Raw genomic sequence first — 26,920 nt, 5'->3', positions numbered from 1 at the left:
TCTTATCATTTGGTTCTGTTAAAGTTTAGTGTTGATATCTTAGCAACGTTGATTGAAGTGGAAGGTGGCTGACTCCTGCGGGATCAGCGGACAGGGGGAGACCCCACAGACGCTGAAAGCGTCGAGGAGGCTCCCCGACCGCCCCGCGGAAAGCAGCCACCTGTAACGAAAATCAACATTTATATTTAACAGAGCTTATCATTTATGGAAGAGCATTCTTCTCCCATTGAACAGCTGTAATTCGCCTTGAAGCTTCTTGGCCATATATTTGGCAAGCTCATTCGCTTTTCCTTTATCAGCAAATGTTGAGTTCCTCTCAAGGCTTATCTCAATGTAAGGCATTAATGAACCGTTCATCCCCATACTTGGCTCTTCTCCGATCCCTATCCTAATAAGATGATAATCCGGATCATTGGAAGAGAGATAAAGCCACTCTCCGTTTCCTAGATTGTCGGGCTCATGGATGGTGTAAGGAAAAGCCCTCTCATTGTATGGATAGTTTAATTGTTCACCAGTTTTACGCAAGGATTGTTGGTAATCGTCAATCAATTTCCTTGCTTCCGAGATTGTGACAGAACGATTGGGTAATCGAATATAGGAATGAATAGACATAGGGGCCTCCTTTGTATCTTTTGGTAATCCTTGTAAGTAATTTTATCATGCTTGAAGAATGATAGGCTATCGTTTTATTAGATGATGTTTTATATAATGATGTACTATTTTTTAAATGTAACATACAATTTAGGCTTGATATTTTAATTGTGTTATATTATTATTGGTTGTATAGAAATAAAGCGCTTTCTTAAAAAGCGATTAATAATCATAAAGGAGTGGAATGAATGGGTACAATCGTATGTACAGGATGTAATGCAACCATTGATCATTTTGAAGACGAGAAAGTGTCTGTATTATACGCAAACTGCGCTGATTGCCAGCAATGTCACGGAGAGTAATCAATTGTCGCAAAACCGGTTCATTTCAATAAAGATATAGCAATACACGTGATTCTGGTTAACGTAAACAGCCGATAATCAGCTTACAGTCATGAGGCAGCCGCTCATTAAATTTGCGGCTGTTTTTTTGTTTGATTCTGTTTTCAGCCAAATGAAATAAATAATTGGAAAGTATTGTATAATCAAAGTTGTCTGCTGCTTCAATTTAAAAAGGATAATATGATAATGGGAGGGAAAGGTATGTGGGAAACAAGAGTGACTGAGTTACTGGGGATTAAATTGCCGATTATCCAGGGAGGTCTCGCCTATCTTGCTTATTCAGATTTGGCTGCAGCTGTATCAAATGCTGGAGGATTAGGCCAAATCACCGCCTTGTCATTAGGCAGCCCGCAGGAACTAGCTGAGGAAATCGATAAAGTTCAAATTTTGACTGATAAGCCTGTAGGAGTTAATTTTGCCATCGGGACACATGGAAGGGAATATGAAAAGTTTGTTCAAGTAGCGATTGATAAAGGAATTGAAGCTATGTCGGTCACTGGCGGAAATCCAGCTTCATTCCTTGATATGCTGAAGGGAACCACGGTGAAGAAACTCGTTTTGACAGCGGGAGTCAGGCAAGCTGTGAAAGCCGAGGAGCTAGGGGCAGATGCGGTCATGGTTGTTGGCAATGAAGGAGGGGGCCATCTTGGAAGAGATGAATTAAGTACGATGGTTCTCGTGCCAAAGGTCGTCGATGCGGTAACCATTCCGGTAATCGCTTCAGGCGGTATTGCAGATGGGAGAGGAATGATGGCTGCATTGGCGCTTGGAGCAGAAGGAATTGAAATGGGGACGAGATTCATTGCTGTGAGGGAGTGTGTTCATGCCCATCCTGCATATAAAGAAGCAATCATTAATGGAACTGAGAGGGACACAGTCGTAATTAAAAAGACCCTTGGAACCCCTGGCAGAGCAATTTCTAATTCTCATACTTCCTCTATCCTCTCCCTGGAGAATAAAAGCTGTACATATGAAGATCTAAAGGATTATATTAGTGGTGAGACGAATAAGAGGTTCATTTATGAGGGAAATCCTAATGAAGGATTTGGATGGGCCGGACAAGCAATCGGTCTCATTCATGACGAACCGACCGTTGCTGATTTATTTGAACAAATGCTCATGCAAGCTGAATCGATTCGAAGCAAATGGCAGTACAGCTGACAAGCAAGAACAAAGCAGAAGAGGTGTTAAGGATGGATTACCAATATCCAATCGATTTTACGTGGAAGACGGAGGAAATCGTCCAAGTGATTTCGTTCTTTCAAGGAATTGAGAAAGCCTATGAGAAAGGCATCTACCGTGAGGAGCTGATGGCGCTTTATAAAGATTTCAAGCGAATCGTTCCATCTATTGCGGAAGAAAAGAAAGTGTGCGGTGAGTTTGAAGAGGTAAGCGGATATTCAAGCTATCGGGCCATGCAAAAGGCTAAGAAATGTGCAGATGGCGAACTAGTTAAAATGAAAGGTTAATCAGAACAGGATAAATTAAACCAGGCAAGCCTGCTTTTTTAAACAGGATGGCCTGGTTTTTTTGAGTTTATTCGACATTATAGAGGGGTAATAAATGTACAAACACATCACGTATCATCTCAATTAGTTCGTCTCCGTGAATCTTGACAGCCTCATCTCTCGGCACTTGGAAGCCGCATAGGAGTTCAGCTTTCTTCACATTAGCTAATCTCTCGAACATCTTGCTTAAATCATCTGTTGATAGATCATCGTGGTGAAGAACATCGGGCTTCATATGGTCTATTGACCACACATAAGTTCCCGGAATGGTTTGTTTGATCTCTGAGGCTTTTGATAAAAAGCGTTGTCCAATTGGTTCTTTTCCTTTTGCTTCATATATGACAGCGTACCAAATGAATAGATGGCTTTCCCATAAACCGATTTGGAAATGAGGGACCATCTTGTATCCGCGGGGATTGGATGAAAAGGCAACCCAAGTATCATTAGGCGGGTTGATAGTCCGTCTGGCATGCTTAGCGATGTGCGCATACATTGGCTCATTTGTCATTACTGAAAGTTCTTCTGTGAATACATTGCTCAAGATTTCAAATTTGGGACGGATAATGGATTTAATGGCATCCATACGAGCATCTAAGCCATCTATTTGAAATACATTGAAATCGTCATTCGTAAAGCCTTTAAATGTCATTTGATTCCCTCCTATTCTCAACTATTTTATCACACTAATACTATTGAGAAATAGGATTATGCCTAAACTGATAGGCATATGTGTATTTTGGTTGCAAATGTATGAAGGAAGACATACTATATATCAATCACAATTTAATATCTGAATTTTCAATATTTATCAAGGAGTGGATTTCTATGAAACAAGTAGTCAATCATGCTTTGAAAGCAACGGAAGTTGAAAGACATCGGAAAGCCGTCCTCAGAATGGAAATGGATTATGAGCTGGCCACGTTATTTGAGGCAATGGAGCAGGAAAACGAAATGCAAAAAACAAAATCTAAACAAAAACTTGAAAGAATCAGAAAAGAACTAGTACGTCTAAAAGCGATTTAATTAATATAAGGGCTTTTCCGAAATCTATGATAATGATGAAATAGAAAAGACAGATTTCATGCTGGTCTAACATGGTCTGTCTTTTCTTGTTTATTTTGATTAATGGGATTAAACTGTAAATAATATACATAATAACTCGTGTAGATTTTTAAGGATTTGAGGTGGGAGAAATGGCAGGTATTGAAGAAATACATGTACAAGCAGTTCAATGGATAAAAGAAGCTGGGCAGAGAATCATTCAATCCTTTGAAACAATCTTGGATATTGAAACGAAGTCTAACATGAATGATTTGGTCACCAATATGGATAAAGATGTCGAACATTTTTTTATAGAGAGGATAGCCGAACGTTTCCCGGACCATAAGGTGCTTGGAGAGGAGGGCTCAGGCCATGATCTTGATGAGCTCAATGGAATTGTTTGGATCATAGACCCGATAGACGGGACGATGAACTTTGTGCATCAGCAAAGGAATTTTGCCATCTCGATTGGCATCGTGGAAAATGGGGTTGGCAGGATTGGGCTGATTTACGATGTGGTTCATGATGAATTGTATCATTGCATCAAAGGCGAAGGTGCATTCTTGAATGAAAAGAGAATAGAGCCGATGAGAGAGGCAACGCTTGAAGAATCGATTGTCGGTTTGAATGCGATATGGCTGACAGATAACAAGAAGATTGACAAAAACATCACGGCTAAGCTTGTAAGAGAGGTACGCGGGAGTAGATCCTATGGTTCAGCCGCTCTGGAACTGATTTATGTGGCGACCGGGAGGCTGGATGCCTATATTTCCATGCGTCTTGCTCCTTGGGATTTTGCTGGGGGGACAATTATTATCGAGGAGCTTGGAGGAAAAGTGACAGATCTTCAAGGCAACCCCGTGCATTATTTGAAAAAAAGCTCGCTGATTGCAGCTGCTCCAAAGCTGCATCAGACCATTATAGAACGATATTTATCCTAATTATATGAGACGCAAAAAAAAGCCAGCAAGGGTAGTTTTGCTGGCTTTTTCGTCCTTCTATTTTGGTGCAGGAATGCATTTATGTTGCAAAAAGAAATAAAATGTGGGAGAATTGCCTAATTATTGTTAAAGTTTTTCTCTCCATCGCTTTTTGAGGGTAAAACCGCTTCCCATAACGACTATGAAAGCCACTAAGCTTACTACGCTTAAGAGAATGCTTTCAGTTGATATGGAAATGGCAATTCCTGAAAGACTGACTACAGCTAATATGGATAATGCCAAGAAAACAATTTTAATATTCACAAGTATCACACTCCAATCTTATTCATCATTGTACACAAAATGTTGGCGGTTTTCTACTTTCAGTATGGTATAATGGGAAGGTTGGTTACAATATGCATAAAAACTGGGAGTTGAAATAGGTTGCAATACAGAAACGATATTAAGAATATAGCGATTATCGCTCACGTTGACCATGGTAAAACAACATTGGTTGACCAGTTGTTAAAACAAGCGGGTACATTCCGTTCAAATGAGCAGGTCGCTGAAAGAGCAATGGATTCAAATGATCTTGAAAGAGAACGCGGTATTACCATTTTGGCGAAGAATACGGCGGTTAACTATAAAGATACGCGCATCAATATTTTGGATACACCAGGACACGCTGACTTCGGCGGAGAAGTGGAGCGTATCATGAAGATGGTTGACGGTGTACTTTTAATCGTGGATGCCTATGAAGGCTGCATGCCGCAAACACGATTTGTTTTGAAAAAAGCGCTTGAGCAAAAATTGACTCCAATCGTTGTCGTTAATAAAATCGACCGCGATTTTGCTAGACCGGAGGAGGTTGTCGATGAGGTTATTGATTTATTCATCGAACTTGACGCGACAGAAGACCAATTGGAATTCCCTGTCATCTATGCTTCAGGTATTAATGGAACTGCATCATTAAGCCCAGATCCTGCTGATCAGGAAGAGAATATGGAATGCTTGTTTGAATCAATCGTTCAAAACATTCCATCTCCAGTCGATAACCGTGAAGAACCACTTCAATTCCAAGTAGCCCTTCTTGATTACAGTGATTATTTAGGAAGAATCGGAATTGGCCGTGTGTTCCGCGGAACGATGAAAGTTGGTCAGCAAGTATCTTTGATGAAGCTTGATGGCACAGCGAAAAACTTCCGCGTAACAAAAATCTTTGGTTTCCAAGGGTTGAAGCGTGTCGAAGTAGAGGAAGCATTCCCTGGTGATTTAGTAGCAGTCAGCGGTATGGAAGATATCAACGTAGGGGAAACGGTTTGCCCTGTTGATGTTCAAGATCCGCTTCCAGTTCTTCGTATCGATGAACCTACACTGCAAATGACATTTGTCGTTAATAACAGCCCGTTTGCAGGACGTGAAGGAAAATGGGTAACTTCCCGCAAAATTGAAGAACGCTTGATGGCTCAATTGCAAACAGACGTCAGCTTGCGTGTAGACCCAACAGATTCACCTGATGCATGGATCGTATCCGGACGTGGTGAACTTCACTTATCTATCTTGATTGAGAATATGCGCCGTGAAGGGTATGAGCTTCAAGTATCTAAGCCTGAGGTTATTATCCGTAATATCGATGGAGTCAGATGTGAGCCTGTTGAGCGCGTTCAAGTGGATATTCCAGAGGAGTACACTGGTGCTATCATGGAATCCCTTGGGGAAAGAAAAGGCGAAATGCTTGATATGATCAACAATGGAAGCGGACAAGTTCGTCTTGTCTTCAATGTCCCTTCCCGCGGTTTGATTGGTTATACAACAGAATTCCTGACTTTAACACGCGGATATGGAATCTTGAACCATACATTTGATTCCTATCAGCCAATGCAAGCGGGTCAAGTTGGCGGAAGAAGACAAGGTGTGCTTGTTTCCATTGAAACAGGAAAGGCAACTCAATACGGCATCATCCAAATTGAAGACCGCGGCGTGATTTTTGTCGAGCCTGGTACGGAAATTTATGAGGGCATGATTGTCGGAGAACATAATCGTGAGAATGATTTGACTGTTAATATTGTTCGTGCGAAACAACAAACAAACGTGCGTTCAGCTACGAAGGATAACACCGTGACAATGAAGAAACCAAGAATCATGTCACTGGAAGAGGCGCTTGAGTATTTAAATGATGATGAATACTGTGAGGTTACTCCAGAATCCATCCGCCTGCGTAAGAAAATCCTTGATAAGAACGAACGTGAAAAGGCAGCTAAGAAGAAAAAACTCGCTGAATAATCATTACCTTTTGGGGAGAGGGAGTGCTATTTCGAGTGGATATTACAAGTAATTTGCCGTTCTTTGCCGAGTTATACAGGGTAGGTGACCCGGAGTATACACAGATTGGAATGTGGGCTTTATACTTGACCATTGTTCTGCTTAGCGGTTTAGTTTTTAAGCTTGGTTTTGCGAGGAAACTTACATGGGGTAAAACAATCATAGTCTATGCCATTATGGCTTTTTCTTGCTCGTTCCTGACGTTCCTGGCCTTGTTCCTGCCGGTGACAGAGGTCTTGGCGGTAGCAGCGATATTCCTTGCTATTTATAAATACCGCCTTCATAAGGATACAAAACAGGGATTTGGAGAAGAAGGAAGGGACGCCAGCTGATGAATAGTCTTATGGATGCAGTCTATAACTGGCTAACCATACGAATTGTTTATGATGCTCGGCCTGAAGACACGGCAGCCCGTGATACCGTTCATTTGTTTGAACAAACATTAGAGGCTGATCACGGGGTTGACCGTTATTCCTATGAGAAAAAGGATGGCTGGTATACGGTCGTCTTCACAAAGGATGGAAATGCTGATGAACTACGCTTTCGCGAGGAAATGGTTGAGATAATGCTTAAACAGGTCCTTAGCCATCCGGAGAGATATAAGCAATTTCCATCAGAATAATATAGTTGAATATATTCATTTCTTTAGTTAGCTGTCGATTTAATCGGCAGCTATTTTTTATCTGTTTTTCCTTTCCAAGTTCCTTGCTGGATTGCTGGATTTGCTCCGCTAAATGCTGGGTAAAATACCTTTATTCCTACGACTAAGGAGTATATTAAAGTCCATTTGAATCAATTCTAATGAATAGGATTAATCTTTCGCCTGGGGTTGACTCATCTCGTTTAAGGAAAGATTATATCGAGAAATAGCGGAAGTATAACGAGATATACATAAAAAAACAGGAAGACCAATCGTTTTTGATGGTTTTCCTGTTTTTATCGAAAATATCATTCGTTTACCAATTATCCTCGTTTTCGGCGGCGCGATACAGGCGGAAATTTCCGGTTTCGATTCTGGCGTTTGTCCGTTCCTTAATCCGCTCGTTGCAATCCTTGCACATATATGTATGAATGGGACGGTTGCGAAGCCTCTTGGCCATTAATGTTTCGTCCTCGATGGATTCAATTTTATCGCAAATGACACATTTCACTCTCATGATAACACCCCAATCGATTTCCTCTTTCTTAAGTATACCATTTTTGCCTGGACTTGTAGATAGGCTCCGATTTTTTTAAAAGGAAGACAAATAACGCATAGTGTATTTTTTGTTATGGCCTTCTTTTTTTGAATTAAGGCTCATATAGTTGAGCATGGAGTTTGTCCCGAACATAAATTGGTATAGAAGTTTAAATCATGGCTGGATAATCTACTGGGGACAGGAGGATATAGTTTGAGCAAAATCTATGTTCTGGATACAAATGTACTGCTGCAAGATCCAATGTCGATTTATTCATTCTCTGATAATGACGTGGTTATTCCGGCGGTTGTGTTAGAGGAATTGGATTCAAAGAAAAGAAATATGGATGAAGTGGGAAAGAATGCCCGTTATGTATCAAGGCTCATCGACCAGCTTCGAACTACCGGAAAGTTACATGAGAAAATCCCTCTGCGCAACGGGGGGAATCTAAAAATAGAACTGAACCATCGTTCCATTCAAAATGTTGCGGACTACTTTTTGGAGAAATCCAATGATAACAGAATATTGGCAGTCGCCAAAAACCTCTCTTTGGAAGAGGAGACAAAAAAGGATGGCAAGGCTGTTATATTGGTCTCTAAGGATATTTTAATGAGAGTAAAGGCAGATGTCATCGGATTAATTGCTGAAGATTTCTTAAGTGATCGGGTTGTGACGGTCAATCAGCTATATGCAGGTTTTAAAGAAGTCTATGTGGAGCGGGAGGCTATTAATCAATTTTATTCTGCAGGGGAATTACTTCTAAAGGATACATCGATTGGAGACATGGTATACCCTAATCAGTTCATGATTATGAAAAATCATGAAGTACCTTCCCTGTCTGCTATTGGGATTGTGCGAGAGAGGGGCAAGCTCGTAAAGCAAAGGTATAATCACGAACAGATATGGGGGGTTAAGCCGCGTAATGCCCAGCAGCATATGGCATTTGAACTCCTTCTTCGCAAGGATATCCAGCTTGTGACGCTGACTGGCAAGGCAGGGACGGGGAAAACCTTGCTTGCACTTGCAGCCGGGCTTTTGCAAACGGAAGATTTAGGTGAATATAATAAGCTTCTTGTCTCAAGGCCTATAGTGCCAATGGGAAAGGATTTGGGCTTTTTGCCGGGAGAAAAGGAAGAAAAGCTAAGGCCATGGATGCAGCCTATTTATGATAATCTAGAGTATTTGTTCAACACGAAGAAACCGGGTGAGCTTGATTCCATTCTTGCGGGTATCCATTCAATCGAGGTGGAAGCATTGACTTATATCCGCGGCAGAAGCTTGCCAGACAGCTTCATTATCATGGATGAAGCTCAAAACTTAACGAAGCATGAGGTGAAAACGATTCTTACGAGGGTAGGTGAGCGCAGTAAAATCATCCTGCTTGGTGATCCGGCTCAAATTGACCATCCTTATTTAGATGAAGGGAATAATGGATTGACTTATGTGCTTGAGAAGTTCAAGGATGAACCGATAGCCGGCCATGTGAACCTTGTGAAAGGGGAGCGTTCAGAACTGGCTCAGCTTGCTGCAGACTTGTTGTGAGCTGGAAACTTGGCGGTTAGTTAAAGAGAGGTCTGGGACATAACTTATACAACCCTAAAAGACGAACAATATCTCAATAAATCATAATAGACTTTGTTTCTCTTATTAATGTATTACGGTAAAAAGCAGGTTCGTTCTATTGCGCTTTCGTCCACTTGCTTTGCTTTACGCGGGGAGGAAGCAGAGCCTCCTCTCGGCTACGCCTGCGGGGGTCTCAGCCTTTCCTTGGCGATCCACAGGAGTCGGGTAGCCGCAGCGAAATTCCACTAGTTATTCATAATAGTATGCAGAATGAACAAATCTATAGAAAACAAATAAAACCCTGAACTAATAGGCGTAATATTGATTAAAATATCACCTAATAGTTCGGGTTTATCCTTGACTAAAATACTTATGTCCCAGCCACTGACCTTTATACGATTGTAATGCCTGTTACATACTTTATCGGTTTATCACGATTTGACCCATCACCTTTATAGAGGTAAAGAGGGCCGCCTGTTTCTTCTGATAGCGGTTTGCCATTTAAGGAGAACCCGGCGATGAAGGCAAGAGTTTCTTCTAAGGAAAACTCCAGTTCCTCATCAATTGTATGTATGATGACACGGCTTGCATCAGGCATAGGCTCAGTATTCAAGATGAATGGCTTGAAAGCGATGACAAAATTCCCTTCAAGCAATTCTTGCTTTTTTGTTTTTCTCGCAGGTTTTTCTGCAGGCGGAGGTGACGATCCCTCAATAATTTCTGTATCCCATTGGGAAGAAACGGATTTCAAGTAATTCTCATGCTCGCTGTCTTCTTGTGCGCTTTTCTCAGGATGCCAATCTTCTATATTGAATTTCCTGTCATCAAAAATCCACACACCTGTATCAATATAAATTGGATATTTAACATTTCCCTTAATCTGAATGATTTCTGCCATCTCACTCACTCCTTTTCCTTCTAATCTTATAATTACAATAAAATGTTGTACAGTAATACGCGTCTTCATTCTTTTCTAATTTTTTTACATAAATGAGCAATTGTCTGCCTCGGTGTCCTTGCATTTTTGGGCTTTTAAGGGTAAAATTTTATAATAGATTGGTTCATTGGGCCATAATGGGGGGATTGTACATTGACATCTGATATCCTTGTCAATCATCAAGAAAAGGCCTATGCATTATTAAAGGCCGATGCTGATAAAATATTTAAACTTATTAAAGTTCAAATGGATAATTTGACTATGCCTCAATGTCCTTTGTATGAAGAAGTTTTGGATACACAAATGTTTGGCTTATCCAGAGAGATTGACTTTGCTGTCAGATTGGGGTTAATAGAGGAACAGGACGGTAAAGGTTTGCTAGAGTTTCTGGAGAAGGAATTATCCGCTCTTCATGACGCTTCCATGAGAAAATAAGTAAGGGTCAAAACTCAAACGATACGGTTGTTGTTTGAGTTTTTTGTTTTATACATACATCACATTCATCAAAACGAATTAGAGCAAGGATGATATTCATGTTAAAAAGAATAGTAAAATCGTATGATTATACGCTGATTGCCGTCATTCTCGTTTTGAGCATTTTTGGGCTCGTCATGGTATACAGCTCAAGTATGGTCACAGCTGTAGCCAGATGGGACTTGCCGAGTGATTTTTTCTATGAAAAGCAAATCCGGCATTTAATCATCGGGCTCATTTTATTTACGATTATGGCAATCATACCTTACCCGCTGTATAAATCAAATAAGGTTTTGGTTCCGCTTGTTATCGGTTCCGTTTTTGGATTGTTTGCCCTGCAATTCTTTGGACATACAGCCGGGAATGCGGAGAGCTGGTTTAAGCTTGGCGCGCTTGGGAGCATTCAGCCGTCTGAGTTTGTAAAGCTAGGGGTTATTATTTACTTATCTGCTGTCTATTCCAAAAAGCAGGAATACATAAATGTTTTTAATAAAGGGGTTATTCCGCCGTTATTTTATTTGCTGATTGTCTGTGGATTGATTGTCCTGCAGCCGGATATTGGAACGGCGATGATTATCTTTTTGGTCGCTTGTACTATCATCATTTGTTCGGGAATGAATTGGAAGAGTTTCGCGAAGCTGCTTTCAATCTTAGTTGGTACGATATTGATTGCAATCCCTGTGATTATAATGAATAAAGATAAGATTTTTACGGAGAAGCGTCTCGAAAGGTTTACCGGTTTTCTTGATCCGTTCTCCACTGAGAAATATGAAGGATATCAGCTTGTCAACTCATATGTGGCTATTGGAAACGGAGGCCTAACAGGTGTTGGCTTTGGCCAGAGCACGCAGAAATATGGGTATTTGCCAGAACCTCATACAGACTTTATTATGGCTGTCATCTCTGAAGAACTGGGCTTGATAGGCGTTGCCTTCGTTATTATCTGTCTTGGGACTATTGTGCTTAAGGGAATCCGAACAGCTATTAAATCTAATGACCCGTTTGGAAGTATGCTTGCAGCAGGAATTTCCAGTATGATTGGCATCCAGACTATGATTAACTTAGGGGGAATCACTGGTTTAATCCCGATTACAGGTGTTACTCTTCCGTTTATCAGTTATGGAGGCTCTTCCATGATACAGCTGTTTTTGTCAGTGGGATTATTGGTTAATGTGTCCATGAAGACGAGATATGATGCTGTATATAAAAAAGGACAGGCAATCCCCGAACAGAGTGAAGGGATAAGCGGATTATAGCATGTGTAATGTAAAGCAGGGACAAGTGTCTCTGCTTATTTTTTTCTATTTTGACAGCTAAGAATAGCTACAAAAGGAGTGGTCTCTATGAATCAGACTCAAGAATTGAAAAGTCAGGGAATTAAGAAGGTCCTTGTCGCGAACCGGGGCGAAATCGCTATTCGTGTTTTCAGGGCGTGCAATGAACTTGGTATCCGTACAGTGGGGATATATTCGAAAGAGGATTATATTTCTTACCATCGCTATAAAGCGGATGAAGCCTATTTGGTTGGTGCCGGAAAGAAGCCGATTGATGCTTACCTGGATATTGAAGGTATCCTGGAGATTGCCAAGATGAGCGGGGCAGATGCAATCCATCCTGGATATGGCTTTCTTTCCGAAAATATTGAGTTTGCAAAACGCTGTGAAGAGGAAGGCTTTGTTTTCATAGGTCCGAGAATCAAGCATTTGGATATGTTTGGTGATAAGGTAAAGGCGAAGGAGCAAGCAAGACTTGCCGGCATTCCTGTCATACCTGGAAGCAATGGTCCTGTATCAGGGCTCGATGAAATCATTCGTTTCGGAGAGGAATACGGCTATCCGCTCATCATTAAAGCGGCGCTTGGCGGCGGCGGGCGCGGAATGAGAATTGTGCGTCAAGCGGATGAGATTGAAGAAGCCTATCAGCGAGCGAAGTCTGAAGCAAAGGCCTCCTTCGGAAGTGCTGATGTATATGTTGAACGCTATATTGAGAACCCAAAGCATATTGAAGTTCAAATACTAGGTGATCAATATGGAGAAATCGTTCATTTATTTGAGAGAGATTGTTCTGTTCAGCGCCGGCATCAAAAAGTGGTTGAAGTAGCACCAAGTGTTTCTATCTCCGATGAATTAAGAAAAAGGATATGCCGTGCCGCTGTGCATTTAATGGAGTATGTCCAATATGTCAATGCCGGAACCGTAGAATTCCTTGTCTCAGGGGATGAATTTTACTTCATCGAGGTAAATCCGCGCGTTCAGGTCGAGCATACAATCACGGAAATGATTACAGGCGTAGATATCGTCCAATCGCAAATCATGATTGCCGAGGGGCATCATCTGCATGGAGACCAAATGCATATTCCGTCACAGGAAGACTTGAAAATGAATGGATATGCCATACAAGCGAGGGTAACAACAGAAGATCCGTTAAATCAATTTATGCCTGATACCGGCCGGATTAAAGTGTATCGATCAGGAGGCGGATTTGGTGTGCGTCTTGATGCGGGCAATGCCTATCAGGGATCGGTCATCACGCCCTACTATGACTCCCTATTAGTAAAGGTGTCTACTCATGCACCTGAATTCAGGCAGGCGAGCGCTAAGATGCTACGAAACCTGCGAGAGTTTCGGATTCGCGGCATTAAAACGAACATCCCATTTCTTGAAAACGTCATTGGTCATGCCCAATTCTTAAAGGGTGAATATGATACCTCTTTCATTGACACCACTCCGGAACTTTTTCTATTCCCGGAACAAAAGGATCGGGGAACGAAGATGCTGAATTACTTAGCGAACGTAACGGTGAATGGTTTTCCTGGAATCGGCAAGAAGGAAAAGCCTGATTTCGATTCCTTCAAAATGCCTAAAGTTCCATCCGGTCTTCTTCATACGACAGGCACGAAACAAAAGCTCGATGAATTAGGTCCGGAAGGTTTAGCAGAATGGGTGAAGGATCAAAAACAGGTCCTGATTACGGATACAACCTTCAGGGACGCTCATCAATCCTTGTTAGCCACACGGGTAAGGACAAAAGATATGCTTCGTGTTGCTGAATCAACCTCCCGATTGCTGCCAAACCTGTTCTCGATGGAATTATGGGGCGGGGCAACCTTCGATGTCGCATATCGGTTCCTGAAGGAAGACCCATGGGAGCGTTTATTCAAATTAAGAAGTGAGATGCCAAATCTGTTGTTCCAAATGCTCATCCGCTCTTCTAATGCGGTTGGCTATAAGAACTATCCGGATAATGTCATTAAAGAGTTCGTTCAAAAATCAGCCTATGCCGGCATAGATGTTTTCCGTATCTTTGATAGCTTGAACTGGGTAAAGGGAATGGAGAAAACCATTGAAGCCGTCCGGGATGTAAACCGGGTAGCTGAGGCGGCCATTTGCTATACAGGCGATTTATTGGATCCGACAAGAACAAAGTATGATCTAAACTATTATAAGAAATTAGCAGTAGAGCTACAGGCGCAGGGGGCTCACATACTGGCCATCAAGGATATGGCTGGTTTATTGAAGCCTGAAGCAGCCTACCGGTTAGTATCTGAGTTAAAAGATACTGTCGATTTGCCAATTCATCTTCACACACATGACACAAGCGGGAATGGTATATTCCAATATGCAAGAGCCATTGAGGCTGGTGTTGATATCGTGGATACAGCGCTTGGATCCATGGCTGGATTAACCTCACAGCCGGGATTAAACACTTTGTATTATGCTCTTCTCGGAAATCCTAGACAGCCTGAAGTTGACATAGCAGGAGTAGAGCAGCTATCCCAGTATTGGGAAGGAGTCAGAAGTTATTATCAGGATTTTGAGAGCGGGATGAAGTCTCCGCATACAGAAGTCTATCAGCATGAAATGCCTGGAGGACAGTATTCAAATCTCCAGCAGCAGGCTAAGGGTGTCGGACTCGCTGAACGCTGGGATGAAGTGAAAGAAATGTATGCTCGAGTGAACATCCTGTTTGGGGATATCGTTAAAGTAACTCCTTCATCCAAGGTTGTAGGCGATATGGCATTATTTATGGTGAAGAATCATTTATCTGAGCAAGATGTGCTGAACAATGGGGACTCATTGGATTTCCCTGATTCAGTTATTGAATTATTCAGTGGTCAACTTGGACAGCCATATGGAGGATTCCCAAAAGAGCTTCAAAAAGTAATCTTAAAGGGACAAGAGCCGATAACGGTCCGACCTGGGGAGCTTCTTGAAGATGTCGATTTCCAAAAGCTGAAGGCGGAGCTGGAGTCTGAGATAAAACGGCCTGCGACAGAGTTTGATAGGATCGCATATGCTCTTTATCCGAAAGTCTTCCTGGACTTTGAAACAGCCAGAAACACCTATGGCGATGTGTCTGTTTTAGATACCCCTTCCTTCCACTACGGTATGCGGCTTGGTGAAGAGATTGAGGTGGAAATTGAAAGGGGGAAAACCTTAATCATTAAACTGATCTCGATTGGGGAACCGCTTCCTGATGGAACTAGAATTGTGTATTTCGAACTAAATGGTCAGGCAAGGGAAGTAACTGTCAAGGACGAAAGCATTAAGAAGGTCACTGGCTCAAAAAGAAAAAGTGACCCATCCATGAAGGGGCAAATAGGGGCCGCCATGCCAGGAACGGTCGTGAAAGTGAACGTTCAAAAAGGCGACCGAGTGAGCAAAGGAGATCATTTAATGATAACTGAGGCAATGAAAATGGAAACGACTGTACAAGCCCCATTTGATGGAGTTGTTAAGGCTGTCTTTATTACAGGGGGAGAGACAGTTGAAGCAGGGGATCTATTGCTAGAAATGGAATGATATCAATCCCGGGAAATGAAGAAGAGCTGCAAAAGAGGCTATGTAGGCCTCTGTGCAGCTCTTTTTTTCGTGGGTGTAAGATATTACGAGTATCGAGATTGGGTGTCTTATAACGCTTTATACGTTGTATTTGAATCTGCTTCTTTACTGGAAAGCAAGGATTTCTGGATATTCTTCTTATTCCTTGACACGAGCAAGAGGAAATAAGAAAAGACACCAAATAGGCAAGAGATAAATAATGCGTGCATCAAGGCTATATAAAGGTTTGAACGGGTATAGATAATAAATGCGCCCGCAATCACTTGCAAGCAAACTAAGATAAGGGAGATGTTCCAGCCGTGGAACAGTACTTTGATATCCCTATGGTGCCTCCAGATGACAAACGCCAAATAGACAATCCAAATAAATAATAAGCCGGCCGCGAGCCTGTGTCCCATCTGAATCCATTGATAAATATTATAGTTAAAGCCAATGGCATTATTGAAACAAAAAGGCCAATCTGGACAGACAAGGCTTGCTTCGGTATGCCGGACTAGAGCTCCGCTATAGATGACTAAATAAGAATAAATGGTGATGGCAATGAAATGGAATGAGACTCGTCTAGGCAGAATCAGCTTATCTGCATCGAATTTCTTATCTACCTCAAATATCAGAAGCGTAAGAAGCAGCACCGCTGCAAAGGAAATCAGTGAAATGCCGAAATGAAGAGCCATAACAAAATCAGACTGACTCCAGATAACTGCTGCCGCACCAATTAATGCCTGAATGAGCAAAAAAGAAACAGAAAGGATAGCGAGAAATTTTGTTTCTCTTATATGACCGATCGTCTTCCAAGACCAAAGAGCTAGTCCGGCAACCATGAAAGTGCCTATTCCGCTGAATAGCCGATGAGCCAGTTCAATGATAAGCTCAGGTGTGATGTTGTCAGGAATCAGCTGACCGTGACAGAGGGGCCATGAACGGCCGCAGCCCATACCGGAGTCTGTTTTTGTGACAAGTGCTCCCCCGAGTAGGATGCAAAGCATGACAAAGGTTGTCATTACCGAAAACCACTTTAACTTTGTATGCATGTTGAATATACACCTGCTTTTTTTAGTAGTAGACTTTTGTGCAGTGATAGAGTTTATATGCTAAAAATACCAATCTTGGATAATCATTACTTACATATCATAATGAATATTTAATGGAATTACAAAGGAAATATTTCATTTTTCCCTGTTCATTGCATTAAAAGCTGAAGACTTATTATAGGCGAATAGTATGCAGAATAACTGTACTCTATGATAGGATAGGGGGGAAAGATGGAGAATTTATATACAATAAAGAGGTAATAGTTGAAAGATATGGTATAGTTTGTTAGAAATAAGAAAGAGTTTATATTTTTCATATATTTGACAAAATGTCACAATATAATCATTTACAGGTTAGATTTACCGCTATATAATTACATCGTCACGCATATTACATAATTTAGACAAATTTCATTCACATGTTATGGCAATTCTATGTTTAAATATATATAGGTAAAATATTGGAAAAACATCACTATGGCCAAATGGAAGCTTCATCGCATAGCTTGGAATTTATTTATTTGATTGGGGGGATCATCCGTGGAATCGAAAGCAGCTGCACATACCTCATTTGAAAACCAAGAAGGCCTGAAAACGGAGAAGGAAACGGGGAACACTCTTTTGAAGGACTTTCTGGTATTGATAAAAGTAGGAATCGTAAACTCAAATGTGATTACAGCATTTACAGGGATATGGCTGGGATTATATTTCACTGATCAGCATTTTTTTGCTAACTTGGATATTGTTTTGCTTGGAGTTATTGGTATTGCGCTAATCATAGGCGGGTCAGGATGCTTGAATAATTATATTGACAGGGATATTGACCATTTCATGGAGCGGACGAAAAAACGTCCAACTGTAACGGGCAAAGTTAATCCTTTAAAGGTGCTTTATATGGGATTGTCCATGGTCATTATTGGCTCTCTTATGCTCCTGGTCGCTTCTCCTGCAGCTGCCCTGCTTGGCTTGTTTGGGGTTTTTGCCTATGTCGTAATGTATACAATGTGGACAAAACGAAGAATCGTATCGAACACTGTCGTGGGAAGTATATCTGGAGCGATGCCGCCGTTAATTGGATGGGCAGTTGTTGACCCAGCTCTTCACCCGGTTGCATGGGGACTGTTTTTACTCATGTTTGTTTGGCAGCCGCCTCACTTCTATGCACTTGCTATGAAGAGGACGGAAGAATACCGGGCAGCCGGAATTCCGATGCTTCCTGTGGTGAAAGGATTCCATTCAACAAAGGTTCATATACTCATATGGGTCGCTTTATTATTGCCAATCCCATTTCTGTTAGCACCTGTTGGCATGTCGATTGTTGTGCTGATTACTTTGTTGAATATTGGCTGGCTATTATTAAGTTTTAAGGGGTTCTCCTTCAAAAAGAAATTCACGAAGGAAGAAGACTTGAAGTGGGCTAATAAGATGTTCATATATTCATTGAATTATATGACGATATCTTTCGTTTCTATGGTTATTGTATCTTTGATTAACCTTTTTTGAACAATGGGGGTTCTTTCTTTAAGAAATTCATTATATACATGGTCCTTTGGAAAGAAGAAATTTTTCACGGAAGAGGGGTAGATCATTGCTATGAAAAAATGGCGAATTGCTTCCTTGATTGCAGTGTTCACGCTAATTTTATCCGGATGCGGGCTACCGCATTTATCAGCGTTGAACCCTGCGGGAGAGGTCGCGAAGAAGCAATATGACTTAATGGTTTTAAGTACTGCTATCATGGTTTTAGTCATCGTAGTTGTCGTAATTTTGTTTGTTCTCGCAATTTTAAGATTTCGTCGTAGGAAAGGGGATAACTCGATTCCAAAGCAAATTGAAGGCAATCACAAGCTGGAGATTCTTTGGACAGTCATCCCGATTGTATTGCTTATCATATTGGCTGTTCCGACTATTTACTATACGTTTTATTTCTCTGACGTATCGGCAAAGGACGGAAAGGACAAAGATGGGAATCCTACTGCAGTACAAATTAATGTTAGGGCCAGTTTATATTGGTGGGAGTTTGAATACCCAAATGACGGGATTGTCACTGGACAGGAGCTCGTTGTGCCAACGGATGAAAAGGTTTACTTTAATCTGAAGGCCTCTGATGTTAAACACTCATTCTGGGTGCCATCAGCAGGAGGTAAGCTCGATACGAATACAGACAATGTAAATGAATTCTGGCTCGAGTTCGATGATGAGAAAAGCGAAGAGGCAGAGAGGGTTTTCTACGGAAAATGTGCTGAGCTTTGCGGACCTTCTCATGCATTAATGGATTTCAAGGTCAAAGCATTGCCTAGGGATGAGTATGATGCTTGGGTGGCTGAGATGAAGGAAACGAAGCAATCTGAAGTAGAATTGACAGATGCTACTGCACAAGAGGGACAGGAAATATTCAACAAGAGCTGTATTGGCTGTCATGCCATTGACACTAATGACCAAAGGCCGGAACAGGCTAGGCTTGCCCCGAACTTAGCGAACTTCGCCGATCGCGAACTAGTTGCCGGTTATCTAAAAAATAACGAGGAAAACGTAAAGAAATGGTTAGAAGATCCTGAGGCACTTAAAGAAGGAAATAAAATGACAGATACATATGGAGAACTAACCGATGAACAGATTAATGCGCTAACAAAATACTTAGGAACCTTATCCGTTGAAGATTAAGAGATTCTAAGGTTGCAAAGGGGAGGTTTATCAGTGAGTACTCTTACTCAGAAAAAGGGGTTTCTTGGGACGATTTGGGACTACCTGACAACGGTTGACCACAAAAAAATCGCCAAGTTATATTTGATTGCTGGAGGTTTTTTCTTCCTCGTCGGCGGTCTCGAAGCCATGTTTATCAGGATTCAGCTTGCGAAGCCTGAGAATGATTTTATTAGTGGCGGAACGTTCAACGAAATTATTACGATGCATGGAACAACGATGATTTTCCTTGCTGCGATGCCGCTGTTATTAGGATTTATGAATGCAATCATGCCGCTGCAAATCGGTGCGCGTGACGTTGCATTCCCGTTTTTGAACTCATTGGGATTTTGGCTGTTCTTCTTTGGCGGAATCTTTTTGAACCTGAGCTGGTTTATGGGAGGAGCACCTGATGCGGGCTGGACGTCTTATGCGTCTCTGTCACTAGAATCAAGCGGTCATGGAATTGACTTTTATGTGCTTGGTCTCCAGATATCAGGTATTGGGACGTTAATCGGGGGTATTAACTTCTTAGTGACCATCATAAATATGCGTGCACCAGGAATGACCTTTATGCGTATGCCATTGTTCACTTGGACAACTTTTGTGGCATCTGCGCTTATCCTATTTGCATTTCCTCCGCTTACAGTCGGCTTAACACTGATGATGTTTGACCGCATGTTTGGCTCAAACTTCTTCGTAACGGCTATGGGCGGTAACACAATTATCTGGGAGCATTTATTCTGGATATTTGGACACCCGGAAGTTTATATTCTAGTATTGCCAGCTTTCGGTATATTCTCAGAAATTATTCCGACGTTTTCCCGGAAAAGGCTTTTCGGTTATTCATCGATGGTGTTCGCCACCATTTTGATTGGATTCCTTGGCTTCATGGTATGGGCTCACCATATGTTTACGGTTGGAATGGGACCGGTTGCCAATGCCATTTTCGCAGTTGCTACAATGGCCATCGCGGTGCCGACAGGGATTAAAATTTTCAACTGGCTGTTTACGATGTGGGGTGGTCGAATAACGTTTACAACCCCGATGCTTTATTCAGTTGCCTTCATTCCTTCGTTTGTAATGGGCGGTGTGACGGGTATCATGAATGCAGCAGCACCGGCAGATTACCAGTATCATGACAGCTATTTCGTTGTCGCTCACTTCCACTATGTTATCGTAGGTGGAGTTGTATTAGCCTTATTGGCAGGTACGCATTTCTACTGGCCGAAAATGTTTGGAACAATGTTGAATGAATTTTGGGGGAAGGTCACTTTCTGGTTATTCTTGATTGGATTCCATCTGACATTCTTCATCCAGCATTTTCTTGGACTGCTTGGCATGCCAAGACGTGTGTTCACCTATCTCGATGGGCAGGGCTGGAACAATGCCAACCTGATCTCAACAATAGGGGCTTTCTTGATGGCCGTGGCGGTTATTATCTTATTGATTAATGTCGTGATGACTTCCATCAGAAATGTTAAAGTCGGCAATGACCCATGGAATGATGGACGGACATTAGAGTGGGCAATCCCATCTCCGCCGCCTGAGCATAACTTTGATAGGCTTCCGCTTGTGAGAGGTTATGATACATGGTGGATAGAGAAGATGGAGGGCCGTAAATCACTGACGCCAGCTGAACCGCTTGGTGATATCCATATGCCTAGCGGGTCCATTTTACCGATATTCATATCCCTCGGCTTGTTCATTGCCGCATTTGGTGCATTGTATAATGCAACAGATAAAGAATGGACGGTACCGGTTATGATTCTTGGCTTGTTGATTACCTTTGGAGCTATGCTGGTTCGTGCCATGAAAGACGACCCTGGCTATCATATCCATAAAGAGGATTTAATCGCTTCCGAGCACAAAGATGATAAGGGGGTTGATCTATAATGGCAGTGCAGCAAAAATTCACTCCTGAAACATGGCCATCCCACCCGGAGCGATTCACGGAAGAAGGCAAGCATAAATTTCTTGGTTTCTGGCTCTTCATTGCTGCTGAAACAGTTTTATTCGCATCCTTGTTTGCTACATACTTAGCATTGAAGGACAGTGTACCGGCTAATAAGGATTTGCCGCTTGCGGCTGATATATTTGGATTGCCGCTTGCGTTTTTAGCTACGATGCTCCTGTTGACCAGCTCTTTGACCAGCGTTTATGCGATGTACCATATGAAGAATTTTGATTTTAAACAAATGCAATTTTGGCTTTTGATAACAGTTGTTTTAGGTCTCGCCTTCCTTATTCTCGAGATCTATGAATTTAATCATTATGTACATGAGTACCATTTTACTTTCACTGGGTCTGCTTTCGGTTCAGCCTTCTATACGCTGGTCGGCTTCCACGGGGCCCACGTAACGTTCGGGCTTTTGTGGATTACGACATTGATGCTCAGAAACTCTAAACACGGCCTTACATTAACGAATGCACCAAAGTTCTATATCGCGAGCCTATACTGGCACTTCATCGATGTTGTATGGGTCTTCATTTTCACGGTAGTATACTTAATGGGAATAGTGGGGTGATAGTAGATGGAAAATCATGCGCATACTCATCTTAGTAAAGAAGCCCTGAAATATAGACGCAAAAAACATGCTGAAGATATGAAGAGACAGGTTATCACATTTATCCTAATGATCTTCCTGACAGTGATTGCCTTCTTCGCAGTCGGATATGATGGCTATTCCAAATGGTTTGTGAAGCCATTCATTCTCCTGCTGGCAATCATACAAGTAGTCTTTCAATTGTATTACTTTATGCATATGAGCCAAAAGGGACATGGGACGATTGCTACTTTCTTGTATACAGGTTTATTAATTGGTCTTTCTGCTGTTGTCGCTTTTGTTCTTATTGTGTGGATTTAAAGAATGAGGAATCGGCTTAACGCTATGTGTTAGGCCGATTTTTTTAGAAGGCTCTGTTAAACTGTGTTCCATGCATGACGGTACTCAAACACCAACGGTATCAGGTGGAAAATGAAACGTTGGGTACCGTTTAACAGAGCCTTTTAAATGAATTGCTAACATTTCTGCCGCAGGATAATCAATCATGATAGTTAAAGGTGGAATTCGAAATGAATATACAAATGTTTGGGTTCGAGGCTTTATGGAGTCCGTATCTTCTTGTGAGTACGTTAGTTGTTATCCTTGCGTATTTTTATGTAACCTACTTTAGGGCAAGGGAGAATTTCAATAAAAAAGAGGGCCTGTACTTTACTGGTGCCATGATTCTTTTTTATATCACCAAAGGGTCTCCGGTTGATTTGCTTGGCCATCTATCTTTCTCCGTCCATATGGTGCAGATGGCTGTTTTGTTTTTGGTCATTCCGCCGCTTCTGCTACTTGGAATTCCTGAATGGATTTACAGGAAATTTGTCTTTAAGAAATGGTTTTCCGTGATATCCAATCCGTTATTCACGTTAATCTTTTTTAATGGTGTTTTCTCGTTCTATCATGTTCCGTCCATTTTTGACGTTGTGAAGGTAAACATGGTGCTCCATACACTATTTACGGGTATATTGTTTGTCTCATCCTTGTTTATGTGGTGGCATCTCGTTAATAGGGTGGAGGGGAGTGTTCAGCTCTCCGGTTTGAAGAAGATTGGCTATATTTTTGCCAATGGAATCTTGATTACACCTGCGTGCGCACTCATCATTTTTGCGAAGGCACCGATGTATGCCACATATTCAGACCCTGCAATATGGGCAGAAGCCTTGAAGCTTTGTGTTCCAGCTGGAACTTTGGCAGGCCTGAATTTGAGCGGACCTGAAATGTTTATTTCCATGCCTGTTTTGGAGGATCAGCAAACAGGCGGTGTAATCATGAAAATCATTCAGGAGATTGTTTATGGCATTTTCCTGGCAACGACGTTCTTTGCCTGGTTTAGAGATGATTCCAAGAAAGCTGATGATGCAACGGAGAAGTATTTAGAGGCAAATCCTCATTTAAGATAGTGCTAAGTTGTTTCAATATGGTGAACTTTTTAATAGCTCATTGAGAAAAATATGTATATATCTTAAACTTAAAATAATGAAATAGAATGCAAGAAACGAGGTTCAATATCATGAGCAGTTCCATTCCTATTTTGCCAACCATCAGTACAGCCTGTATCGTCATTAGTGCAGTCTTAGTTGCGTTTGGGGTTTGGCAAATCAAAAAGAAAAATAGAGAGACCCATCAGAAACTCATGTTTTGGGCAGCGGTCTTTGCGGTTGTGTTTTTCATCATCTATGCGAGCAGAACAATCTTCATCGGAAACACAGCGTTTGGCGGACCGGATTCATTGAAGATCTATTACACGATTTTCTTGATCCTGCATATCAGCTTCGCCACTATCGGGGCGGTCCTCGGCATTATGTCCCTTTATTATGGCTATAAGAAGAATTTCGTGAAACATAGAAAGATTGGACCGATTGCCAGTGCCATCTGGATTCCGAATGCTTTTGCTGGAGTAGCTGTGTACATGCTTTTGTATGTAATCTATAAAGGCGGAGAGACAACAAGCGTCTTTAAAGCCATCCTCGGTCTATAAAAAATAGCATATGAAAAAAGGACTGTCTCATAAGTTATTAGAGACAGTCTTTTTTATTGATTATGCGGAGGTGTGGCCATGAATGAGCAAGGGACAGAACATTTGGTTTTTATGCCATGTTCAATATCGATGGCAAGGTCACTTTTATTACATGGCAATACTCTCAGGGAGTTTGCTCCAATCGATATACCGGAGACTTTTCCAACTATTCGGGCAAGGGCGATATTGCCCTTGATAATTGAAGGACTTGAGCTTGAATTGGAACCGCTTTCTTGGTTGTGGTATGTGATTGATATTCAGAAAAGGAGAATGATAGGAGAATTGATTCTAGGAAAGAGAAAGTATGATGATCATACGCTTCAGTTCACCTTTTCGTTTGACACGGTTGATAGTGAAATAGCTTATACGGAGGATAGTGTTGATTGGCTGCTCTGTTTCTTAGCTAAAACGAAGGTCAAGTATGTTTTAACAGAAATGAAGGAAGAAGCATTCATGGCTAAAGCGATGCTTGAACAAAAAGGATTTCATTGTTTTGAAAAGGGTGGCTACATACAGCTTGTTCGCAAAATATCATAAAAAAAGCCTCGGAATCAGGGAAGATATCCGCAGGCTTTAATGACATTATTCGAACACTTCGACAAAGATGTCGAGCTCAGCTTTAACGGCAGCCAAGGTTGCTTCACATTGCTTTTGGAGTGATTCAGGGAAATACTCGTTTTCGCCGTATTCAACACCGTGAGGATAATAATGCTTTCCTAGTACAGGAGTCAGCAATTGAATGGTTGCGCGATGCGCCCCTACATCCCCTTCAACAGCATATCCAAACACTCGAAGATAATATGTACCATCCTTTATTTCGAATTTCTTGTCATAGGATACACGTTCGTAATCCCATTGTTCAGCACGAACTAGTCCATTTTCATGCATGACCTCGTCAAGTCGATTAAGGTCAACTTGATATTTTTCCAGACCAGTATTTTCAAATTTCATTTCTCCATTCCTCCCATCCTATATACAGTGAAAAAGATAAACAAGTTTTGGAAATTCTCATTTTTAATAATAGTATGAATTTGTCATAACTGCAAACAATTGTTTGAGAATTTATGCGACAGTGCGGAAAAGAACGGCATTTTTCGATTTTTATTGTGATTTCTTATCATGTATGCTGCTCTCCGGCATTTGCTAAGATGTAATCGTATATTTTGAGCGGGTGATAATGTTATACTAATAGCGAATATAGTATTAATGTTAGGAGGGCTAGATCTGAAAGCTCTTTTTAGAATATTCATTAGTTTGATGATGATCTTAGCAGGGACCTTCTATTTTTCTGTTTGGAAGGATGAACAAGATGATTCTGCCCTGATTGAGAAAAATACGGTTAACCATGAAGAAACTCAAGAAAAAGAAAATGACCCGATTGAAAGCTTCTCCGAAGACGGCACCAACCCAAACCAAGGACTAGCGATATGGATTGGCAAGACAGGTAAAGAGCTGATTGAGGAAATAGGTGAACCAAACCGCGTTGATTTGTCCGCATATGGCTATGAATGGTGGGTGTACAATGATCCGCTAGGCGGCTATGCTCAATTCGGTGTGAACGAAGATAATAAAATCGCTACGCTCTTCAGCTCGGCAGAGGAAGCTGATTTATACCCCTTTTATATTGGTCAGGAAGTAGATACTCTCTATAAGAGGCTGAATATGAATAGTTTTGTGGAAGTGAAATATAATGGCACAACATATCGCTTCGAGCTGTCAGAGGAAGACTTGCATTACCGCCCGCTTGTAAAATTGGGAGATATTTATGCTCAAGTATATTTAGATAAATTTTTAGGGGAGGTATCGGGTGTCAGATATATGGATAAGGAGACGCTCATTCTGCATCGTCCCTATGAATTGACCTATCGTGGCAAACTTCATGAAGCACCTGAACCAACAGAGGAAGAGTGGAGACAAATTGAGGCAGGCAGTGAAGCTCAAGTATTGGATTTAACGAATATCATTCGCGCACGCATGGAATTATCGGTTTTACAGTCAGATGAAGAAGCGTCAGCAGTGGCCTTTTTGCATAGTGAGGACATGATGGAGAATGACTATTTCTCTCATGAATCTATCGATGGAAGTACATTGGCTGACCGCCTGAAGAGAGGCAATGTACCTTATATGACAGCTGGTGAAAATATTGCAGCCAATTATTCTGATGCGGTTGCGGCTGTTGAGGGGTGGCTGAACAGCAAGGGGCATCGAGAAAATATGCTGAATAAGGATTATACGCATTTAGGAGTAGGCGTATACCATAAATACTATACCCAGAATTTTATCGGTATTCGCTAATCATAAATAGAGCTTTAAAAAGAGATTTTCTTTTTTAAGCTCCATTTTTGTATGGTCAGAATGGGACTGCTCATTGCTCACATTTTTGCGGTCAGGAACATATACTGTGCTATAGGCGAATGTCTTGTGATGAGGTGAGGGAAATGGATGATTCTAAGCTGCATCCTTCCGTGAGGGAATTCAAGCAATTTTTAAAGGATAACCCTAAAATAGTCAGAGATGTGAGGCTGGGCAAAAAGACATGGCAGGACCTTTATGAAGATTGGTCGTTGCTTGGTGAAAATGATGAACGATGGACAGAATACAGGGATGGTAAATCAGAAGAGCCGGAAGCTAAGGAGGAGACTCCGCAAAAAGGGGAGAAGATTGAACTAATCTCACAGTTATTCAGTCAATTGAAGAATATGGACCCTGAACAAATACAGAAACAAATAGCCAATATAAGCCAAGCATTAGGAGCCATTCAGGGTGTAATCTCCCAGTTTCAGTCATCTTCAGGCAAGAATGAACAGCCCCCATCCCCGCCTGCTAGCAAACATCCATTCAGTTTTCGTCAAGACTAAT

General features: G+C 41.5%; 29 protein-coding genes. 22 read left to right on the top strand and 7 right to left on the bottom strand.

Going from position 1 to position 26,920, the window contains the following annotated elements:
* Positions 1-198 precede the first annotated feature (198 nt).
* The gene (locus tag CYL18_RS11540) at positions 199-612 is read right to left on the bottom strand and encodes a DUF1885 family protein (RefSeq protein WP_104849664.1); all 414 of its coding nucleotides are present in this window, start codon (positions 610-612) and stop codon (positions 199-201) included.
* Positions 613-839: 227 nt separating this feature from the next.
* Between CYL18_RS11540 and CYL18_RS11535 the strand changes: the two genes are divergently transcribed.
* The 3 genes from CYL18_RS11535 (at position 840) to CYL18_RS11525 (ending at position 2,461) form a co-directional block, all read left to right on the top strand.
* Positions 840-953 (top strand): GapA-binding peptide SR1P, encoded by a 114-nt coding sequence (locus CYL18_RS11535; RefSeq protein WP_104849663.1) that lies wholly within the window; start codon positions 840-842, stop codon positions 951-953.
* Positions 954-1,193: 240 nt separating this feature from the next.
* Positions 1,194-2,153 carry an NAD(P)H-dependent flavin oxidoreductase gene (locus CYL18_RS11530; protein WP_104849662.1) on the top strand — a complete coding sequence of 320 codons (960 nt, stop codon included), beginning with the start codon at positions 1,194-1,196 and terminating at the stop codon, positions 2,151-2,153.
* Positions 2,154-2,185: 32 nt separating this feature from the next.
* The gene (locus CYL18_RS11525) at positions 2,186-2,461 is read left to right on the top strand and encodes a UPF0223 family protein (protein WP_104849661.1); all 276 of its coding nucleotides are present in this window, start codon (positions 2,186-2,188) and stop codon (positions 2,459-2,461) included.
* Positions 2,462-2,528: 67 nt separating this feature from the next.
* On the opposite strand, the gene CYL18_RS11520 is transcribed toward CYL18_RS11525, so the two are convergent.
* Positions 2,529-3,149, bottom strand: a complete 621-nt coding sequence (locus CYL18_RS11520) for a YktB family protein (RefSeq protein ID WP_104849660.1) — start codon at positions 3,147-3,149, stop codon at positions 2,529-2,531.
* A gap of 176 nt (positions 3,150-3,325) precedes the next feature.
* On the opposite strand from CYL18_RS11520, the gene CYL18_RS11515 reads away from it, so the two are divergent.
* Both CYL18_RS11515 and CYL18_RS11510 read left to right on the top strand, forming a co-directional pair.
* Entirely contained in the window at positions 3,326-3,523 is a 198-nt protein-coding gene (locus tag CYL18_RS11515) for a hypothetical protein (protein ID WP_104849659.1), read from the top strand.
* Between the two features lie 170 nt (positions 3,524-3,693).
* Positions 3,694-4,482: an inositol monophosphatase family protein gene (locus CYL18_RS11510; protein WP_104849658.1), complete on the top strand. Its 789-nt coding sequence runs from the start codon at positions 3,694-3,696 to the stop codon at positions 4,480-4,482.
* Between the two features lie 126 nt (positions 4,483-4,608).
* Here CYL18_RS11510 and CYL18_RS19715 read toward each other — a convergent pair whose 3' ends face one another.
* Complete coding sequence (locus tag CYL18_RS19715; protein ID WP_161497130.1) at positions 4,609-4,785, bottom strand: DUF5325 family protein; 177 nt, start codon at positions 4,783-4,785, stop codon at positions 4,609-4,611.
* Positions 4,786-4,905: 120 nt separating this feature from the next.
* Between CYL18_RS19715 and typA the strand changes: the two genes are divergently transcribed.
* From typA to CYL18_RS11495, 3 genes are read left to right on the top strand one after another with little or no spacing between them, the layout of a single operon-like run.
* Positions 4,906-6,744, top strand: a complete 1,839-nt coding sequence (typA, locus tag CYL18_RS11505) for a translational GTPase TypA (RefSeq protein ID WP_104849657.1) — start codon at positions 4,906-4,908, stop codon at positions 6,742-6,744.
* A gap of 35 nt (positions 6,745-6,779) precedes the next feature.
* The gene (locus CYL18_RS11500; protein ID WP_104849656.1) at positions 6,780-7,115 is read left to right on the top strand and encodes a YlaH-like family protein; all 336 of its coding nucleotides are present in this window, start codon (positions 6,780-6,782) and stop codon (positions 7,113-7,115) included.
* The gene (locus CYL18_RS11495; protein ID WP_104849655.1) at positions 7,115-7,405 is read left to right on the top strand and encodes a hypothetical protein; all 291 of its coding nucleotides are present in this window, start codon (positions 7,115-7,117) and stop codon (positions 7,403-7,405) included. The genes CYL18_RS11500 and CYL18_RS11495 overlap by 1 nt, the downstream gene beginning before the upstream one ends.
* Before the next feature lie 334 nt (positions 7,406-7,739).
* On the opposite strand, the gene CYL18_RS11490 is transcribed toward CYL18_RS11495, so the two are convergent.
* Positions 7,740-7,940 carry a YlaI family protein gene (locus CYL18_RS11490; RefSeq protein ID WP_104849654.1) on the bottom strand — a complete coding sequence of 67 codons (201 nt, stop codon included), beginning with the start codon at positions 7,938-7,940 and terminating at the stop codon, positions 7,740-7,742.
* Between the two features lie 234 nt (positions 7,941-8,174).
* Here CYL18_RS11490 and CYL18_RS11485 point away from each other — a divergent pair, with 234 nt between their 5' ends.
* Positions 8,175-9,503 carry a PhoH family protein gene (locus CYL18_RS11485; protein ID WP_104849653.1) on the top strand — a complete coding sequence of 443 codons (1,329 nt, stop codon included), beginning with the start codon at positions 8,175-8,177 and terminating at the stop codon, positions 9,501-9,503.
* Between the two features lie 412 nt (positions 9,504-9,915).
* Here the strand turns inward: CYL18_RS11485 and CYL18_RS11480 are convergent, their stop codons facing one another.
* The gene (locus tag CYL18_RS11480) at positions 9,916-10,422 is read right to left on the bottom strand and encodes a molybdopterin-binding protein (RefSeq protein ID WP_104849652.1); all 507 of its coding nucleotides are present in this window, start codon (positions 10,420-10,422) and stop codon (positions 9,916-9,918) included.
* A gap of 192 nt (positions 10,423-10,614) precedes the next feature.
* Between CYL18_RS11480 and CYL18_RS11475 the strand changes: the two genes are divergently transcribed.
* From CYL18_RS11475 to pyc, 3 genes are all read left to right on the top strand, one after another.
* Entirely contained in the window at positions 10,615-10,896 is a 282-nt protein-coding gene (locus CYL18_RS11475) for a YlaN family protein (RefSeq protein ID WP_049671543.1), read from the top strand.
* Positions 10,897-10,994: 98 nt separating this feature from the next.
* The gene (locus CYL18_RS11470; protein ID WP_104849651.1) at positions 10,995-12,191 is read left to right on the top strand and encodes an FtsW/RodA/SpoVE family cell cycle protein; all 1,197 of its coding nucleotides are present in this window, start codon (positions 10,995-10,997) and stop codon (positions 12,189-12,191) included.
* A gap of 87 nt (positions 12,192-12,278) precedes the next feature.
* Positions 12,279-15,737: a pyruvate carboxylase gene (gene pyc, locus CYL18_RS11465; protein ID WP_201741272.1), complete on the top strand. Its 3,459-nt coding sequence runs from the start codon at positions 12,279-12,281 to the stop codon at positions 15,735-15,737.
* A gap of 107 nt (positions 15,738-15,844) precedes the next feature.
* On the opposite strand, the gene CYL18_RS11460 is transcribed toward pyc, so the two are convergent.
* Positions 15,845-16,807 (bottom strand): COX15/CtaA family protein, encoded by a 963-nt coding sequence (locus CYL18_RS11460; protein ID WP_104849650.1) that lies wholly within the window; start codon positions 16,805-16,807, stop codon positions 15,845-15,847.
* 540 nt (positions 16,808-17,347) lie between these two features.
* Here CYL18_RS11460 and cyoE point away from each other — a divergent pair.
* The 8 genes from cyoE to CYL18_RS11420 all read left to right on the top strand — a co-directional run bounded on the left by cyoE (position 17,348) and on the right by CYL18_RS11420 (position 24,598).
* The gene (gene cyoE, locus CYL18_RS11455; RefSeq protein ID WP_407984529.1) at positions 17,348-18,310 is read left to right on the top strand and encodes a heme o synthase; all 963 of its coding nucleotides are present in this window, start codon (positions 17,348-17,350) and stop codon (positions 18,308-18,310) included.
* A 90-nt stretch (positions 18,311-18,400) separates the two neighbouring features.
* Complete coding sequence (gene coxB, locus CYL18_RS11450; RefSeq protein ID WP_104849649.1) at positions 18,401-19,471, top strand: cytochrome c oxidase subunit II; 1,071 nt, start codon at positions 18,401-18,403, stop codon at positions 19,469-19,471.
* A 33-nt stretch (positions 19,472-19,504) separates the two neighbouring features.
* Positions 19,505-21,385, top strand: coding sequence for a cytochrome c oxidase subunit I (gene ctaD, locus CYL18_RS11445; RefSeq protein ID WP_104849648.1), 1,881 nt, complete (start codon positions 19,505-19,507; stop codon positions 21,383-21,385).
* A complete protein-coding gene (locus CYL18_RS11440) occupies positions 21,385-22,017 on the top strand; it encodes a cytochrome (ubi)quinol oxidase subunit III (protein WP_104849647.1) in 633 nt (210 codons plus the stop codon). The genes ctaD and CYL18_RS11440 overlap by 1 nt, the downstream gene beginning before the upstream one ends.
* 6 nt (positions 22,018-22,023) lie before the next feature.
* Positions 22,024-22,356, top strand: coding sequence for a cytochrome c oxidase subunit IVB (gene ctaF, locus CYL18_RS11435; protein WP_104849646.1), 333 nt, complete (start codon positions 22,024-22,026; stop codon positions 22,354-22,356).
* A gap of 209 nt (positions 22,357-22,565) precedes the next feature.
* Positions 22,566-23,444, top strand: coding sequence for a cytochrome c oxidase assembly factor CtaG (gene ctaG, locus CYL18_RS11430; protein ID WP_104849645.1), 879 nt, complete (start codon positions 22,566-22,568; stop codon positions 23,442-23,444).
* Positions 23,445-23,554: 110 nt separating this feature from the next.
* Positions 23,555-24,022, top strand: coding sequence for a DUF420 domain-containing protein (locus tag CYL18_RS11425; protein ID WP_104849644.1), 468 nt, complete (start codon positions 23,555-23,557; stop codon positions 24,020-24,022).
* Between the two features lie 78 nt (positions 24,023-24,100).
* The gene (locus tag CYL18_RS11420) at positions 24,101-24,598 is read left to right on the top strand and encodes a hypothetical protein (protein WP_104849643.1); all 498 of its coding nucleotides are present in this window, start codon (positions 24,101-24,103) and stop codon (positions 24,596-24,598) included.
* Between the two features lie 45 nt (positions 24,599-24,643).
* Here CYL18_RS11420 and CYL18_RS11415 read toward each other — a convergent pair whose 3' ends face one another.
* Complete coding sequence (locus tag CYL18_RS11415; RefSeq protein ID WP_104849642.1) at positions 24,644-25,012, bottom strand: YugN family protein; 369 nt, start codon at positions 25,010-25,012, stop codon at positions 24,644-24,646.
* A gap of 306 nt (positions 25,013-25,318) precedes the next feature.
* Here CYL18_RS11415 and CYL18_RS11410 point away from each other — a divergent pair, with 306 nt between their 5' ends.
* Both CYL18_RS11410 and CYL18_RS11405 read left to right on the top strand, forming a co-directional pair.
* A complete protein-coding gene (locus CYL18_RS11410; protein WP_236636427.1) occupies positions 25,319-26,356 on the top strand; it encodes a CAP domain-containing protein in 1,038 nt (345 codons plus the stop codon).
* A gap of 143 nt (positions 26,357-26,499) precedes the next feature.
* Positions 26,500-26,919, top strand: coding sequence for a YlbD family protein (locus CYL18_RS11405; RefSeq protein WP_104849641.1), 420 nt, complete (start codon positions 26,500-26,502; stop codon positions 26,917-26,919).
* Position 26,920: the final 1 nt, after the last annotated feature.

Source organism: Pradoshia eiseniae (genome assembly GCF_002946355.1).
In the GTDB taxonomy this organism is placed as follows: domain Bacteria; phylum Bacillota; class Bacilli; order Bacillales; family Pradoshiaceae; genus Pradoshia; species Pradoshia eiseniae.
Note: the sequence above shows the minus strand (reverse complement) of the source record. Positions and strands in the feature narration are given on the sequence as shown.